The sequence below is a fragment of the Shewanella sp. SM29 genome, from assembly GCF_025654245.1.
GTDB lineage: Bacteria > Pseudomonadota > Gammaproteobacteria > Enterobacterales > Shewanellaceae > Shewanella > Shewanella oncorhynchi.
The window spans coordinates 195,891-211,356 of sequence record NZ_JAKKRN010000002.1 but is presented as its reverse complement, the minus strand read 5'-3'; the positions used below and the strand labels follow the sequence as shown (position 1 = coordinate 211,356).

General features: G+C 46.6%; 14 protein-coding genes. 9 read left to right on the top strand and 5 right to left on the bottom strand.

Annotation, left to right across the window (positions count from 1 at the left end; genetic code table 11):
- Positions 1–157: 157 nt before the first annotated feature.
- Together metG and L5L77_RS02310 are read left to right on the top strand one after the other, a co-directional pair.
- On the top strand, positions 158–2,227 hold the full coding sequence (gene metG / locus L5L77_RS02315) for a methionine--tRNA ligase (RefSeq protein WP_263162756.1): 2,070 nt from the start codon (positions 158–160) through the stop codon (positions 2,225–2,227).
- A 271-nt stretch (positions 2,228–2,498) separates the two neighbouring features.
- Complete coding sequence (locus L5L77_RS02310; protein WP_263185390.1) at positions 2,499–3,455, top strand: AEC family transporter; 957 nt, start codon at positions 2,499–2,501, stop codon at positions 3,453–3,455.
- Between the two features lie 157 nt (positions 3,456–3,612).
- Here L5L77_RS02310 and L5L77_RS02305 read toward each other — a convergent pair whose 3' ends face one another.
- Both L5L77_RS02305 and L5L77_RS02300 read right to left on the bottom strand, forming a co-directional pair.
- Entirely contained in the window at positions 3,613–4,365 is a 753-nt protein-coding gene (locus L5L77_RS02305; protein WP_263185391.1) for a Nif3-like dinuclear metal center hexameric protein, read from the bottom strand.
- A 70-nt stretch (positions 4,366–4,435) separates the two neighbouring features.
- Positions 4,436–4,906, bottom strand: a complete 471-nt coding sequence (locus L5L77_RS02300; protein ID WP_028759742.1) for a glycine zipper 2TM domain-containing protein — start codon at positions 4,904–4,906, stop codon at positions 4,436–4,438.
- A 54-nt stretch (positions 4,907–4,960) separates the two neighbouring features.
- Here L5L77_RS02300 and aat point away from each other — a divergent pair, with 54 nt between their 5' ends.
- The 3 genes from aat (at position 4,961) to infA (ending at position 6,672) form a co-directional block, all read left to right on the top strand.
- Entirely contained in the window at positions 4,961–5,674 is a 714-nt protein-coding gene (gene aat, locus L5L77_RS02295) for a leucyl/phenylalanyl-tRNA--protein transferase (RefSeq protein ID WP_131523329.1), read from the top strand.
- Positions 5,661–6,371, top strand: a complete 711-nt coding sequence (locus tag L5L77_RS02290; protein WP_263191632.1) for an arginyltransferase — start codon at positions 5,661–5,663, stop codon at positions 6,369–6,371. Before aat ends, L5L77_RS02290 begins: the two co-directional genes overlap by 14 nt.
- Positions 6,372–6,453: 82 nt before the next feature.
- Entirely contained in the window at positions 6,454–6,672 is a 219-nt protein-coding gene (gene infA / locus L5L77_RS02285) for a translation initiation factor IF-1 (RefSeq protein WP_006081934.1), read from the top strand.
- A gap of 116 nt (positions 6,673–6,788) precedes the next feature.
- On the opposite strand, the gene clpA is transcribed toward infA, so the two are convergent.
- Together clpA and clpS are read right to left on the bottom strand one after the other, a co-directional pair.
- Positions 6,789–9,056, bottom strand: coding sequence for an ATP-dependent Clp protease ATP-binding subunit ClpA (gene clpA, locus L5L77_RS02280; RefSeq protein ID WP_263148401.1), 2,268 nt, complete (start codon positions 9,054–9,056; stop codon positions 6,789–6,791).
- 43 nt (positions 9,057–9,099) lie between these two features.
- Positions 9,100–9,408, bottom strand: coding sequence for an ATP-dependent Clp protease adapter ClpS (gene clpS / locus L5L77_RS02275; RefSeq protein ID WP_006081936.1), 309 nt, complete (start codon positions 9,406–9,408; stop codon positions 9,100–9,102).
- A gap of 194 nt (positions 9,409–9,602) precedes the next feature.
- Between clpS and cspD the strand changes: the two genes are divergently transcribed.
- Complete coding sequence (gene cspD / locus L5L77_RS02270; protein WP_006081937.1) at positions 9,603–9,809, top strand: cold shock domain-containing protein CspD; 207 nt, start codon at positions 9,603–9,605, stop codon at positions 9,807–9,809.
- A gap of 321 nt (positions 9,810–10,130) precedes the next feature.
- Here the strand turns inward: cspD and L5L77_RS02265 are convergent, their stop codons facing one another.
- Positions 10,131–12,356 carry an NADP-dependent isocitrate dehydrogenase gene (locus tag L5L77_RS02265; RefSeq protein ID WP_263221962.1) on the bottom strand — a complete coding sequence of 742 codons (2,226 nt, stop codon included), beginning with the start codon at positions 12,354–12,356 and terminating at the stop codon, positions 10,131–10,133.
- A gap of 332 nt (positions 12,357–12,688) precedes the next feature.
- Between L5L77_RS02265 and rluE the strand changes: the two genes are divergently transcribed.
- From rluE to mnmA, 3 genes are all read left to right on the top strand, one after another.
- A complete protein-coding gene (gene rluE, locus L5L77_RS02260) occupies positions 12,689–13,474 on the top strand; it encodes a 23S rRNA pseudouridine(2457) synthase RluE (RefSeq protein ID WP_263185392.1) in 786 nt (261 codons plus the stop codon).
- Positions 13,475–13,520: 46 nt separating this feature from the next.
- A complete protein-coding gene (locus tag L5L77_RS02255; protein WP_263185393.1) occupies positions 13,521–14,015 on the top strand; it encodes an NUDIX hydrolase in 495 nt (164 codons plus the stop codon).
- A 331-nt stretch (positions 14,016–14,346) separates the two neighbouring features.
- Entirely contained in the window at positions 14,347–15,465 is a 1,119-nt protein-coding gene (gene mnmA, locus L5L77_RS02250) for a tRNA 2-thiouridine(34) synthase MnmA (RefSeq protein WP_248991201.1), read from the top strand.
- Position 15,466 lies beyond the last annotated feature (1 nt).

Sequence of the window (15,466 nt, the reverse complement as noted above, 5' to 3'; positions counted from 1 at the left end):
AATTACCCCCACCAATAAATTTGCCCAAGTGTACCAGATAATGCAGAAAACATTAGCGCAGATTTAGCTCAATTGGCTCAGGTTTTGATGAAAATCATCCTGTAATCGGTTAGTATCTCTACCAATATTTTTGGCCCACCACGATATTTGAGACAAGATGGCAACTTCACAACGTAAAATTCTCGTGACCAGCGCACTTCCCTATGCAAACGGACCGATACATTTAGGTCACATGCTGGAATACATACAGACAGATATCTGGTCGCGTTATCAAAAGCTTCGTGGACATGAGTGCCACTATATTTGTGCCGATGACGCCCATGGCACGCCAATCATGCTTAAAGCACAGCAATTAGGCATAGCGCCAGAAGACATGATTGCCCAAGTGAACAAAGAACATCAGCAGGATTTTGCCGATTTCAATATCGCCTTCGATAACTATCACAGCACCCACAGCGATGAAAACCGCGTACTGGCAAGTGATATTTATCTCAAGCTACGTGCGAATGGCTATATCAAGAGCAAGAGTATTTCTCAGCTGTTCGATCCTGAGAAATCCATGTTCCTGCCAGACCGCTTCGTAAAAGGCACTTGTCCTAAGTGTAAGTCACCGGATCAATACGGCGATAACTGTGATGCCTGCGGCGCGACTTACAGCCCAACTGAGCTCATCAATCCAAAATCAGCGGTATCGGGTGCGACACCAGTGATGAAAGACACTGAGCACTTTTTCTTCGACCTGCCCGCCTTCGAAGGCATGCTAAAAGAGTGGACTCGCTCTGGTGCCCTGCAAGTCGAAATGGCCAATAAACTCGACGAATGGTTCGAGCAAGGATTGCAGCAATGGGATATCACCCGTGATGCACCGTATTTTGGTTTCGAAATTCCCGATGCGCCAGGCAAGTATTTCTACGTTTGGCTAGATGCGCCTATCGGTTATATGGGTTCGTTCAAAAACCTCTGTGACAAACGCCCTGAGCTGAGCTTTGAGGAATTCTGGGGCAAAGATTCAACCGCCGAGGTGTATCACTTCATCGGTAAAGACATAGTCTACTTCCACAGTCTGTTTTGGCCTGCCATGTTACACGGCTCAGGTTACCGCCAGCCAAACAGCGTCTATGCCCACGGCTATGTGACGGTCAACGGCGCTAAGATGTCAAAATCCAAAGGCACTTTCATCAAGGCGCGAACTTATTTAGATCATTTAGATCCTGAATATTTACGTTACTACTACGCCGCCAAACTCAGCAGCCGTATCGACGATTTAGATTTAAATCTCGAAGATTTCGCCCAGCGCGTGAATTCAGACTTAGTCGGTAAGCTAGTGAACTTAGCCTCGCGCACCGCAGGTTTTATCACTAAACGTTTCGATGGCAAGCTAGCGAAAATTAACGACACCACACTGACTGAGGCGTTTCTAGCCAAGCAAGAGGTGATTGCCGAATTTTACGAGTCGCGCGAATACGGCAAAGCAATGCGCGAAATCATGGCACTGGCGGATATTGCTAACGGTTTTGTAGCCGATGCTGCGCCTTGGCAAATGGTAAAACACGATGATCAACAGGAAGCGGCCCATCAAGTGTGTTCAAATGCCTTGAATCTGTTCCGTATTCTAGTGACGTATCTCAAACCTGTATTGCCACGTTTAGCCCAAGATGTGGAAGCCTTTTTCCAACTACCGCTCACTTGGAGTGCATTGAACCAAGATTTAGCGGGTCATGAAATCGCGCCATTCAAAGCCATGATGCAACGTGTTGAGCTGGATAAAGTCAATGCTATGGTTGCCGACTCCAAGGATAACCTGCAAGTCACGGCCGATGCACCAAAGACGGCTGCGCCTGAAAAAACGGTTGAATCATCTAATGTCAGCAGTGAGCCTCTGGTTAACGATCCTATCAGTGAAACCATCAACTTTGATGATTTTGCGAAAATCGACCTGCGTATCGCTCGTATCGTGAAAGCCGAGCATGTTGCTGACGCAGACAAGTTACTGAAGTTGCAGCTCGACATAGGTGGCGAAACACGCCAAGTGTTTGCTGGGATCAAATCGGCCTATTCGCCAGAAGACCTTGAAGGCAAACTAACTGTGATGGTGGCTAACTTAGCACCACGTAAGATGCGTTTTGGCATGTCAGAAGGCATGGTTTTGGCCGCTGGCCCTGGTAGCAGCGATCTGTGGATTTTAGAACCCCATGAAGGCGCACAGCCTGGCATGCGGGTTAAGTAATCTGCGCTAGATAACGCTCGAAAAATCAATAAGGCCGCATTTTATGTGGCCTTATTTGTTGGTATCGATTGTTTGAGCCGATTCGTGGTCGCAAGTGTCACGCAGTCTTTTAAAAGACTGAGTTTAAGCCATTTAATTTTAACTGAGTGGTTTAAGAGACCGAGTTAAAACTCGTATTTCTATCGACAAGATATTCACGGCAATGTGACATTCATATCAGTGACAAGTCTAAAATCGACGCAGTGCTAAATGAATAATTCGAGGAGTCGTTATGGGAAATATCGTTGAGCAGTTGCTGTTTTCTGCCTCGATTACGGGTCCAATCTGTTTGATGTTAGCACTCGGTGTGATCCTAAAACGCACCCAAATCATCAATGAAAACTTTATTGATGTTGCATCAAAATTAGTCTTTAACGTGACGCTGCCAGCCTTGCTGTTCCTTAGCATTATTAGCTCCAATCACGATCTCGCCTCCAGTGCGCCCTTGATTGGCTATGGTTTAGTGGCCAATTTCCTGTTTTTTATACTCTCCACCTATGCAACTGGGCGGCTATTTCCCAAGCACAAAGACCAAGGTGTGATCATTCAAGGGGGATTTAGAGCCAATACCGCCATTATCGGCTTAGCTTACGTTTCCAACGCCTATGGGAGTTCTGGTGTTGCCTTAGCCGCGGTCTATGTTGCCTCAATGACGCTGCTGTATAACATTCAAGCGGTTATTTGCCTAAGCCCTAAAGGTGAAGAATCCAGCCAACGTGCATTTGGCGTGATCATCAAGACCATCACCAAAAACCCGTTGATCATTGCCATTATGGCAGGCATGTTGTTCTATTTGCTTGCTATTCCAATACCGAAAATGGTGCTCGATGCGGGCCAATACTTTGCCAATATGACCCTCCCACTAGCGCTACTGTGCACTGGCGGTTCGCTCGATATTGGTTCACTCAAACATGAAAAGCATTCAACTTGGTTCTCGACCGCATTGAAACTGATCTTTGCCCCGCTTTTTATCTCGATTGGGGCCTTGCTGTTGGGTTATCGAGGGATTGAGTTAGCAATGGTCTTTTTAATGAGTTCTGCGCCCACCGCAGCCGCAAGCTATGTGATGGCGCGCGCCATGGGTGGCAATGCGCCCCTTGCGGCCAATATTATTGCGCTAACCACAGTCTGCTCGCTGATCACGTGCACCTTAGGCATCTTTATACTGTCCACTTTGGGGCTGATCTAGCAGCTAAAGGCTAAGAGCTGATTGGCACAAACGCTAGAGAAACGGATTTGAGTGACTATAAGTAATAATAAACCACAATAAAAAAGGCGAGCCATGCTCGCCTTTCGTTTAGGAATAAAACAGTTAGATGGTCATCATAAGCCGCTTTATGAATGGATTAGACCGGATTAGTGATATCCACAAAATGGTGCACGAGATCAAACTCGCGGGCGAGGTGACGGCCTAAGGCTTGAATACCAAAACGTTCTGTCGCATGGTGCCCCGCCGCAAAATAATGTATGCCCTGCTCTACCGCACTGTGGAACGTTCGCTCGGACACTTCACCACTGATAAACGCATCCACACCTAAACTCGCCGCAACATCGATATAATCCTGCGCGCCACCAGTACACCAAGCTACATGTTGGATCTTAGCATCGCTATCACCAATGTGCAGTGGGGCTCTGCCTAACGCATTCTCAAGGGTGTGAGAAAATTCGCTAGCACTGACTGCAAGATCAAGTTTTCCACGCCACAGTAGCCCCTGAGCCACATCTTCGATGGCTTCTGCGTCAATGATCCCAAGCTGTCTCCCCAAAGTCGCGTTATTACCGAGCATTGGGTGGGCATCTAAGGGTAAATGATATCCAAACAAGCTAATATCATGCTTGAGCAGCGCCTTAATTCGGCGTTGTTTCATGCCTGTGATCACTTCAGGCTCATTCTTCCAAAAAAAGCCGTGATGAACCAATATCGCATCGGCGTTTAATCGAATCGCTTCATCGATCAAGGCCTGACACGCTGTCACGCCCGTGACTAAGGTGCGGATCTCATCCTTGCCTTCTACCTGCAGCCCATTGGGTGCGTAATCCTTAAAGGCCGACACATGTAAAAAATCGGCTAAATATTGGCTTAGTTCTGTCCGTGTCATTGCATTACCGTCCGTTACTCAAGATGACCATTTACTGAAGATGAGAATTTATCCAATATGAGACAATCGCTTACATCGCGATATCAACACGCACGCCACCTTGCAGGTATACCACTCGAACTCTGTCACCCGCGTTAAACGTCATGCCAGCATCGTAATCTTGGATCACCATGACCTGAGTACCATCTTCTTGATTGATCATCAGTTCCACCAGCTTAAACGATTGCACGCTAGTACCACTGCCATAACGGTTACCGATACCCCCACCAATCAAAGCACCTAAAATCGTCGCCACATCTCGACCCGAACCGCCACCAAACTGATTACCAATCACCCCACCCGCTAAGGCGCCGCCGAAGGTTTTCCAACCTTGATTACGGTCTTCAATTAACTGGGTTTCGGTGATATTACGTACCGAAGTGATATCGCCATAGAGTACTTTCTCAACTGGCACGGCTTGATTGCGATCATAGCCAGCATTAGCGGGACTGATGATAAAAGCAAAAATAAACATAAAGCTTGCTAGAGTAGGTTTCCACATATCTGAATTTCCGCTAACTTAATAATAAGGTCTATAACTAAATCATACTCAATTGTGAAGTCACTGTCTTTCCTGAATCACGAATTTGACGCTTTTCCTTCGCCCGAGCTCGCCTTAACCGATCCTAATGGTTTATTGGCTATCGGCGGCGACTTACGTCCTGAACGTTTACTCTCTGCTTACTACAACGGTATTTTTCCTTGGTTTAATTCTGACGATCCCATCCTGTGGTGGTCGCCGGATCCCCGCGCCGTGTTTATTCCAGGTGAAATTCACATCAGCACCAGCCTGCGTAAGTACTTAAAAAAGCAACCTTGGCGGATCACTATCAATCACGCTTTCACCGATGTGATGGCAGGATGCGCGCAGCCAAGAGAAAAACAGAGCGGCACTTGGATCACCCAAGAAATTCAAATGGCCTATCGCGAATTGCATCACACAGGTCATGCTCACTCCATTGAAGTGTGGGAAGGTGAACGTTTAATCGGTGGGCTTTACGGCTTAGCGATCGGCCAAGTATTTTGCGGCGAATCCATGTTTCACCGTAAAACCAATGCGTCCAAGGCCGCCGTTGCCGCACTGCAACAACATTTACTCAAGATGGGATTCAAACTCATCGACGCACAAGTGATGAATCCCCACCTAGAAAGTTTGGGAGCTAAAGCTATTAAACGCATTGATTTTATAACGTTACTGAGCGAACTGAGAAACAATCCCGTGGACCCAAATACTTGGGCCACTAAAGAGGTCATCCTTGAACTCGAGTAAAGCATCGATCGCTATCGGTATCAGTCAAATATTTCCCTGCAGCTACCTTGATGGCCAGCAGGAGCAGCTACTCGTCATCCAAGAAGATACGCTCGATCCCATTTTATTTGAGCGTTTGCTCGCGGTAGGTTTTCGCCGCAGTGGTAGCTCTATCTACAAACCACGCTGCCCTAGATGCAGTGCATGCCAACCAATCCGTGTGCCAACGCATGAATTTGTCCCATCGAAACGCCAAAAACGCACTTTAGCAAAAAACCAAGATCTGACTTGGCGAATTACATCGGAGCAAACCGCCGAGCAATATACGCTATATGAACATTACATTCGTGGGCGACATTTTGACGGCCCCATGTTTCCCCCGAGTGAAGATCAATATAATCACTTTCTTTTTTGCTATTGGTTACCGCCAACGTTTATCGAAGTCTATGATGGAAATAAATTATTGGCAGTTGCGGTCACTGATAGCTTGCCCAATAGTCTTTCGGCAATTTACAGCTATTTTGACCCCGACGAAGAACATCGCTCCCTCGGCGCACTGTTGATTTTAATTCAGTGTCGACTGGCGAAACTCATGAATAAAGAATTTGTTTATCTCGGATATCAAATAGATGAAAACCGTAAAATGTCTTACAAGCGTTTGTATCGCCCTTATCAAATTCTGACACCGACGGGCTGGGAGTATTCCCAAGTTTGCTAAGTACTTCCCCTTTACAGCGGGGGGAATTTGGGGCATGATACGCCCGTTTTTTATATTCGAAGGCTAATGGGATAATTAATTAATGGCGAAAGAAGACAACATTGAAATGCAAGGCACTATCCTTGAAACCTTGCCAAACACAATGTTTCGTGTAGAGCTTGAAAATGGTCATGTGGTGATAGCCCACATTTCAGGCAAAATGCGTAAAAACTACATCCGGATCCTCACTGGCGATAAAGTTACCGTCCAGCTGACTCCTTATGATCTGACCAAAGGTCGCATTGTCTTCCGCGCACGCTGATATAGCCTCTTAGATTTAAAAACCCGGCAAGGCCGGGTTTTTTTGTTTGCGAAAGATGAAAAAAATGGCTGCAATTGCAGCCATTTTTATGTCTAAAACTAACGGATAATCAAGCATTAAGCTTTTGTTGTAGCTTTTTCGTGACGTTCGGTACGAATGACAATCTCGCCCTCCTTCACATCCACATACGCAACACCGCCTGACTCTAAGACACCAAATAAGATCTCGTCTGCCAATGGACGTTTGATCAATTCGGTCACGACCCGAGCCATTGGACGTGCGCCCATGTTCTTATCGTAGCCTTTCTCGGCCAACAAGGTTCTGGCTTCGTCGCTGACTTCCAAAGTAACGTGTTTTGCATCCAACTGAGCCTGCAATTCCACCAAGAATTTATCGACCACTTTGGCGATAATCGTCATATCCAAATGATTGAACCAAATGATGGAATCGAGACGATTTCGAAATTCTGGCGAAAATACTCGATTAATTTCAGATAATGCATCTTGGGTGTGATCTTGCTGGGTAAAGCCAATCGACTTACGAATAGTCTCCTGTACACCCGCGTTAGTGGTCATCACCAAAGTCACATGTCTGAAGTCCGCCTTACGACCATTGTTATCGGTCAAAGTACCGTGATCCATCACCTGCAACAGCAGGTTATAGACATCACGGTGGGCCTTCTCAATTTCATCCAATAGCACGACACAGTGCGGATTTTTAATCACAGCATCCGTGAGCAAGCCACCTTGGTCATAACCCACATAACCAGGAGGCGCACCAATCAGGCGTGACACTGTATGGCTTTCCATGTACTCAGACATGTCAAAGCGCACCAGTTTCATCCCCAAGCAGTTGGCCAGTTGGTTAGTGACTTCGGTTTTACCCACACCGGTGGGACCGGCGAATAAGAAGCTCCCCACAGGTTTTCGGTCAGCACCTAAGCCACTGCGCGATAAGCGAATGGCCGAACTCAGACTCTCAATGGCCTTATCTTGGCCAAAGACCACCATCTTAAGGTTACGCTCAAGGTTACGCAGTAAGTCCTTATCAGTAGCGGATACCGACTTCTCAGGGATACGTGCCATTTTCGCCACAATCGACTCAATCTCGGCCTGGCCTATGGTCTTTTTACGTTTGCTCATAGGCAACATCACCATACGCGCACCCGCTTCATCAATCACATCGATGGCTTTATCGGGTAAATGCCTGTCGTTGATGTGCTTGGCCGACAATACTGCAGCGCTGCTGATCGCGGCCTGAGTATAACGAACACCATGATATTCTTCGTATTTAGACTTAAGCCCCATCAAAATCTTAGTGGTTTCTTCCACTGAAGGCTCATTGATATCCACCTTTTGGAAACGACGTGCAAGTGCGCGGTCTTTCTCAAAAATACTTTGATATTCTTGGAAAGTTGTCGAGCCCATGCAGCGCAAGTTACCGCTAGATAGTAAAGGTTTCAGCAGATTAGAGGCATCCATTACGCCGCCAGAGGCCGCGCCCGCACCGATAATGGTATGGATCTCATCGATGAATAGGATGGCATGCTTATCAGCCGCCAGTTCTTTTAACAGGTTCTTAAAGCGCTTTTCAAAGTCGCCGCGATACTTAGTTCCCGCCAGCAGTGAACCTAAATCCAAGGAATACACTGTGGCTTCAAGCATCACATCGGGCACTTGTTTATTGACGATACGATACGCCAACCCTTCGGCAATCGCCGTTTTACCTACACCCGCCTCACCCACTAACAGTGGATTATTTTTACGGCGACGGCACAGGGTTTGAATCGCGCGCTCAATTTCTTGGTCGCGACCAATCAGTGGGTCGATGATCCCTTGCTTTGCAAGTTGATTTAAGTTGGACGCAAATTGCGACAACATACTGCGCTCTTCGCTGCCTTCGCCCTGATCTTCAACACGTTCTTGATCTTGATGTGACTCAGCATCATCATTTTTGGCGAAACCATGGGAAATAAAATTCACTACATCGAGGCGACTAATGTCGCAGCGGCGCAGTAAATACACGGCTTGGGATTCTTGCTCACTGAAAATGGCGACTAACACGTTAGCGCCGTTCACTTCATTGCGACCCGATGACTGCACATGGAATACTGCCCGTTGCAGCACTCGCTGGAACCCAAGCGTCGGCTGAGTTTCTTTGTCATCATCAATATCGGCAATGATTGGGGTTGTTTGTTGGATAAAGCTTGCCACTTCATCTCTGAGTTTATCTAGATTCGCTCCACAGGCGATTAACGCTTCTTGAGCCGCAGGATTGTCGATCAGAGCTAATAACAGATGTTCCACTGTCATATACTCGTGACGCGCGTCTCTGGCTTGCTGAAACGCCAGATTTAAGGTGACTTCCAGATCTTTGTTCAGCATAAGCACCCCCAAAATTAACAACAGACTACAGAGTAAAGCGGTTTTATGCTTTCTCTAACGAACACAGTAACGGATGTTGGTTTTGTCTTGCAAATTGATTTACTTGTATCACCTTAGTTTCTGCAATCCCAAACGGGAAAATACCGCAAATTCCTTTTCCTTGGTGATGGATCGTCAACATGATATCGGTCGCTTCCTGCTCGTTCTTGCGAAAGAAAACCTGCAAAACTTCAATCACAAAATCCATTGGGGTGTAATCATCATTATTGAGTACCACCTTATACATCGAAGGCGGCATTAACTCTGATTCGACACGTTCTTCAACGTGTTCAATATTTCCTATCTTTGCCATTTTTTAATACTAGCCTCTCGTGTTGGCCTCTTCCAATTGATCCGTTCAAATTAATCAGTTGTTACCTCTTTGTTAATTTTAGCTTGACTTCCGCATTTACTCCTTACATTCTGTTGTGCAGACGGTGAACGAATACCCGTCTATACAGGTTTTACTATCTTACTGGTAAGTAGACAACAGAAGGAAGTGGAAGTATGGCAAGCGGAACTGTTAAATGGTTCAACAACGCCAAAGGATTCGGGTTTATTTGCCCTGATCAAGGTGGTGAGGACGTTTTTGCACACTATTCTACCATTGAAATGGAAGGCTATCGAACTCTAAAAGCAGGCCAACCCGTTCAATTTGAAGTAGAAGCCGGTCCAAAAGGGATGCACGCTTCAGCCATTTCACCAACAAAATAACGTTTGGTGAGGCCAATGATCTAAAAGGCAGGGACTTGTCCCTGCCTTTTTATTGCTGCGTGTTTCATCAATTCTCACCACTTAATGCTGCATCGTTCATCATCATTTCGCATGAATTTAATTCAAGTTCAATCGCCACATATCACCCATGGCATCCAAGCAAAAAGATTTTATCATCGGTCTCGACAGCAAATTTAGGGTATAAAAAAGGATCTGCAATGCAGACCCTTTTTTTAAATCAGTCTAATGACTTACAACTTTACATCACCTTAGATGGCCCACACTGACGCGCACGCCATCTAAAAGTGATAACGAGCTAAATTAAGCAATCAACAGCTTGTTCAACGTCTCGCTTGGGCGCATGGCTTTTTCAGCCTTAGCCGCATCTAAACGGTAGTAACCACCTAAATCGACTGGTGCACCTTGTGCCGTCGCTAATTCAGCCACAATCACTTGCTCATTCGCCGCGAGCGCATGCGCTAACGGAATGAAGTGAGCTTGTAACTGCTCATCGCCCGTTTGCGCTGCTAAGGCTTGTGCCCAGTACATGGCTAAGTAGAAATGGCTGCCACGGTTGTCTAACTCACCGACTCTTCTTGATGGCGATTTGTTGCCATCTAAGAATAGGCCAATGGCTTGATCTAAAGTATCGGCTAACACTTGGGCTTTTGGATTGCCCACGGTTTGGCTTAAATGCTCAAGAGACGCCGCCAGAGCCAAGAATTCACCGAGCGAATCCCAGCGTAAGTGACCTTCTTTCTCAAGCTGTTGCACGTGTTTAGGCGCACTACCACCCGCACCTGTTTCAAATAGACCGCCGCCGTTCATTAATGGAACGATTGACAGCATTTTAGCACTGGTGCCTAGCTCTAGGATTGGGAACAAGTCAGTCAGGTAGTCACGTAGAACGTTACCCGTAACTGAAATGGTATCCTTACCTTCTTTGATGCGAGCCAAAGACAAACGCGTCGCGTCTTCTGGAGACATGATGCTGATATCTAAGCCATCAGTGTCATGTTCTGGCAGGTATTGCTGCACTTTTGCAATGATTTGCGCATCGTGGGCACGTTTGCTATCTAACCAGAATACTGCGGGTGTATTGCTTAGACGGGCACGGCGCACGGCCAGTTTTACCCAATCACGGATAGGTGCGTCTTTAACTTGGCACATTCTCCAGATATCGCCCGCTTCCACGTTATGGCTCATCAATACCTTACCGCTGGCATCGACAACGTTGACCACACCGTCAGCAGGAATTTCAAAGGTCTTATCGTGGCTGCCGTACTCTTCGGCTTTTTGCGCCATCAAGCCCACGTTTGGCACGCTGCCCATGGTTTTAGGATCAAAAGCGCCGTGCTCTTTACAAAAAGCAATCGTTTCTTGGTAAATACCCGCATAGCAACGATCGGGGATCATGGCTTTAGTATCATGCAGTTGACCGTCTGGTCCCCACATTTGGCCAGATGAACGAATCGCAGCGGGCATAGAAGCATCGATAATGATGTCGCTTGGCACGTGTAAGTTGGTAATGCCCTTGTCAGAATCAACCATAGCCAATGCTGGACGCGCTGCGTAAACCGCCGCGATATCCGCCTCTACTTCTGCACGGGCATCTGCTGGCAAAGTCGCGATTTTGGCATAAACATCCCCAAAACCGTTGTTAACATCCACACCTAACTCAGCGAATAACACTGCATGTTTGTCAAATACTGGCTTGAAGAACACCTTCACGGCGTGACCAAACATAATAGGATCAGACACTTTCATCATAGTGGCTTTCAGATGCAGCGATAACAGCACATCTTCAGCTTTAGCGTTTTCAATTTCACGTTCGTAGAAGCTCACTAGGGCTTTTTTACTCAATACTGCTGCATCGATAATTTCGCCAGCCAGCAACTTAAGACCAGATTTGAGCACCACTTCTTGACCATCTTTTTGCGTCAGCACGATATTTACGCTGCCAGCATCAGATAAAGTCACAGACTGCTCGCTACCGTAGAAGTCACCTTCGGTCATATGAGCCACATGTGACTGAGAATCTTTGGCCCATTTACCCATGGAATGCGGGTTTTTCTTGGCGAAGTTTTTCACCGATAATGGCGCGCGGCGATCTGAGTTACCTTCACGCAGTACAGGGTTTACCGCACTGCCTTTGATCTTGTCGTAACGGGTTTTAATTGACTTTTCAGCGTCGGTTTTTGGCTCATCCGGATAGTGAGGGATGTCATAACCTTTTTGCTGCAGTTCAAGGATACAGGCTTTTAATTGTGGGATCGAAGCACTGATATTCGGTAACTTGATGATGTTCGCTTCTGGCTGATTCGCTAACTCGCCAAGCTCTGTCAGATGGTCGCCAATCTTTTGCGCATCGGTCAGTTGCTCAGGGAAACTGGCAATAATACGGCCAGATAACGAAATATCACGGGTTTCAACCGCAACACCCGCGGCGTCGGTAAACGTTCTGATAATAGGTAAGAGTGAGAGGGTGGCCAGTGCTGGCGCTTCGTCTGTTTCAGTGTAAATAATTGTTGATGAGTTATCTTTCATGGTACATCCTACATTATTGTAAAATTTAATATTTTTTATAATAATTTTATAGCATGGCGAACAAATCTGAGCACAGTGAAAATATCAATCAAGGCAATCGACCACGCCTTAACCTTTCAAATTCTCAGTGCCCTTCTGCCTTTGCGCACAAGCTAAAATTTGTTACAACGACTAATAAACCTTTAGGCACAGATCACATTTTCTGGCCGACATCATAGAGCATTCACAATAATATTCAAATTCCACTAACGGCGAATGCCAAGTACACTATGGCCACATTAACGACTCAATCAAGTCAGGTAAGCGTGTCTCAACCTCCTGTTAGCAAAAGTATGACCAAAAACAAGTTTCCACCTAAAGGTGCCAATTCCAGCGCAAGTTCCCCAGCCAAGAGCCCGATTAAACCCGCTAAGCCCGCGAGCAGAGGCCCAGCCAACCGCGCTACCGCCGTAGATGGTAAAGTAGCCCCGGCGCGTAATGCCAATGGCAGTTTGAAGAAAGAACCCTTTAAAAATCCCAATCGACGCGCAATTGCGGCGGCAAAACCGGTGCAAAGCCAAACGCTCGCACCGATTATTGTGCTGTTTAATAAGCCTTTTGATGTACTTTGCCAGTTTACCGATGAACAAGGTCGCAAGACCCTAAAAGACTATATCCCGATTGCTGATGTGTATGCCGCAGGCCGCTTAGACAGAGACAGTGAAGGCCTGTTGCTGCTGACCAATGACGGTCAATTACAGTCAAGGCTGACTGAGCCGAAAAAGAAAACCTTTAAAACCTATTGGGTGCAAATAGAAGGCGTTCCAACGGAAGATGCACTCACTAAACTGCGCCAAGGTGTTGAATTAAATGATGGTATGACCCTGCCTGCTAAAGTCAAAATCATGGATTCACCCGATATTTGGCCACGCAATCCACCAGTCAGAGAGCGCAAAAATATCCCAACCACTTGGCTAGAAATTCAAATTCATGAAGGCCGTAACCGCCAAGTCAGACGCATGACAGCGCATATCGGTTTTCCGACCTTAAGATTAATCCGTTATAAAATAGGCCAATGGAGTCTAGATAATTTGCCATCGGGCGAGCACAAATGCATCCGCCTCGGTGATGAAGTCTAAATTTCAGCCTAATTTCTGCAGCTAACATCCACTTAAAGGAGCTTTTATGAGCCTAAGATATAAACCCAATGTGACCGTCGCTTGTATTATTCATGCGACTTCACAGGATAAGTATCTGATGGTGGAAGAGTGGATTGATGGCGAGCAGCGCTTTAATCAGCCAGCAGGTCACTTAGAAGCAAATGAAAGCTTAATCCAAGCCTGTGAGCGCGAAGTATTTGAGGAAACGGGGTTATCACTTAACCCCCAAGGACTCGTCGGCGTCTATCAGTTTAGCGCCAGTGAAGACTTAGCCTTTGTGCGCTTTACCTTCTTCGTGCAATTAGATGATATGCCCTCCCCCGCACCGCAGGACAAAGCTATCCATAGTGCACACTGGCTGAGTTTTGCGCAGATAGAAGCCAAGTCATCTTTACTGCGCAGCCCCTTAGTGCTCGATTGCCTAAAGGACTATCTCAATCACGCGCAAAATGGCCAAACTTATCCCCTTAGCTTACTCAATAGTGACCGCCTCACGATAGCCCAAGCGAGCAAGGCATGATAGAATACCGCCCCGCGTAAACTGCTTGTTAAACTTATGCATCTGTTACTGCCTGTCAGCCTCTATGCGACTAAATAGTAGGCCGCAAATGCGAGTTAGAAATGACCGCTATAGGGCTAATTCTGTTTAATAGCGCTAGCAAAGTTTGATTTAGCAACGAGCAGCGCACTACACCCGAATTTTTTAAGTTAACTTGGATTTTTTAAGTTAGCCCATATTTTTAGGTTAACCCCAGATTTTAAGTTAGGTAGGTATTTTTGTTACGCGCTCTATTTCGCGGTTTAAATTCAACCACCTAGCCAACACACATACTCAATGGTTTTTAGGATTTATGACATCAATCGAACCCACTCATACAGGAAAAAAAGTCATTGTCGGCATGTCCGGCGGTGTAGATTCATCTGTTTCAGCCTATTTGCTTATGCAGCAAGGCTATCAGGTTGAAGGCCTTTTCATGAAGAACTGGGAAGAAGATGACAACAACGAGTACTGTGCTGCCGCTGAAGATTTAAAAGATGCCCAAGCCGTGTGCGACAAGCTCGGGATCAAGCTACACACAGTCAACTTTGCTGCTGAATATTGGGACAATGTATTTGAGTATTTCCTCGCCGAATACAAAGCGGGCCGCACGCCAAATCCCGATATTATGTGCAACAAAGAAATCAAGTTTAAGGCATTTTTAGAATTTGCCGATGAAATCCTCGACGCCGATTACATCGCCATGGGCCACTATGTTCGCCGTCGCGACAATAGCGACGGCAGTACGCAAATGCTCCGCGGCGTTGATGGCAATAAAGATCAAAGTTATTTCCTCTACACCTTAAGTCACGAGCAAGTGGCCCGTAGCCTGTTCCCTGTCGGTGAGCTTGAAAAACATCAAGTTCGCGAAATTGCGAAAGAAATGGGCTTAATCACCCATGATAAAAAAGACAGTACTGGCATCTGCTTTATCGGCGAGCGCAAGTTCACTGAATTCCTAGGGACTTATTTACCGGCGCAGCCTGGCAATATCGAAACCCCTGAAGGCGAAGTCATAGGCACACACCAAGGACTCATGTACCACACCTTAGGCCAACGTAAAGGGCTAGGCATTGGCGGCATGAAAAATAGCAATGACGATCCTTGGTATGTGGTCGATAAAGATCTTGAGCGCAATGTGTTAATCGTAGGTCAAGGCGGACACCATCCCCGTTTGATGTCTACCGGCATGACAGTCAACCAGCTGCATTGGGTGGATAGAATCGGACCTGTCGATGGCTGTCATATCACAGTAAAAACCCGTTATCGCCAACAAGACGTGCCTTGCACTCTGACCTACACAGATGAGCACACCTTGCGGGTTATCTTCGATGAGCCAGTTGCGGCGGTGACGCCAGGGCAGTCTGCGGTATTTTATGAGGGTGAAGTCTGCCTAGGTGGCGGCATTATCGATCAACTGATCCGAGGGTAAA

Coding starts and splice junctions, on each gene's coding strand:
- metG (WP_263162756.1), top strand. CDS start 158: ATGGCAACTTCACAACGTAAAATTCTCGTGACCAGCGCACTTCCCTAT.
- L5L77_RS02310 (WP_263185390.1), top strand. CDS start 2,499: ATGGGAAATATCGTTGAGCAGTTGCTGTTTTCTGCCTCGATTACGGGT.
- L5L77_RS02305 (WP_263185391.1), bottom strand. CDS start 4,365: ATGACACGGACAGAACTAAGCCAATATTTAGCCGATTTTTTACATGTG.
- L5L77_RS02300 (WP_028759742.1), bottom strand. CDS start 4,906: ATGTGGAAACCTACTCTAGCAAGCTTTATGTTTATTTTTGCTTTTATC.
- infA (WP_006081934.1), top strand. CDS start 6,454: ATGGCGAAAGAAGACAACATTGAAATGCAAGGCACTATCCTTGAAACC.
- clpA (WP_263148401.1), bottom strand. CDS start 9,056: ATGCTGAACAAAGATCTGGAAGTCACCTTAAATCTGGCGTTTCAGCAA.
- clpS (WP_006081936.1), bottom strand. CDS start 9,408: ATGGCAAAGATAGGAAATATTGAACACGTTGAAGAACGTGTCGAATCA.
- cspD (WP_006081937.1), top strand. CDS start 9,603: ATGGCAAGCGGAACTGTTAAATGGTTCAACAACGCCAAAGGATTCGGG.
- L5L77_RS02265 (WP_263221962.1), bottom strand. CDS start 12,356: ATGAAAGATAACTCATCAACAATTATTTACACTGAAACAGACGAAGCG.
- rluE (WP_263185392.1), top strand. CDS start 12,689: ATGACCAAAAACAAGTTTCCACCTAAAGGTGCCAATTCCAGCGCAAGT.
- L5L77_RS02255 (WP_263185393.1), top strand. CDS start 13,521: ATGAGCCTAAGATATAAACCCAATGTGACCGTCGCTTGTATTATTCAT.
- mnmA (WP_248991201.1), top strand. CDS start 14,347: ATGACATCAATCGAACCCACTCATACAGGAAAAAAAGTCATTGTCGGC.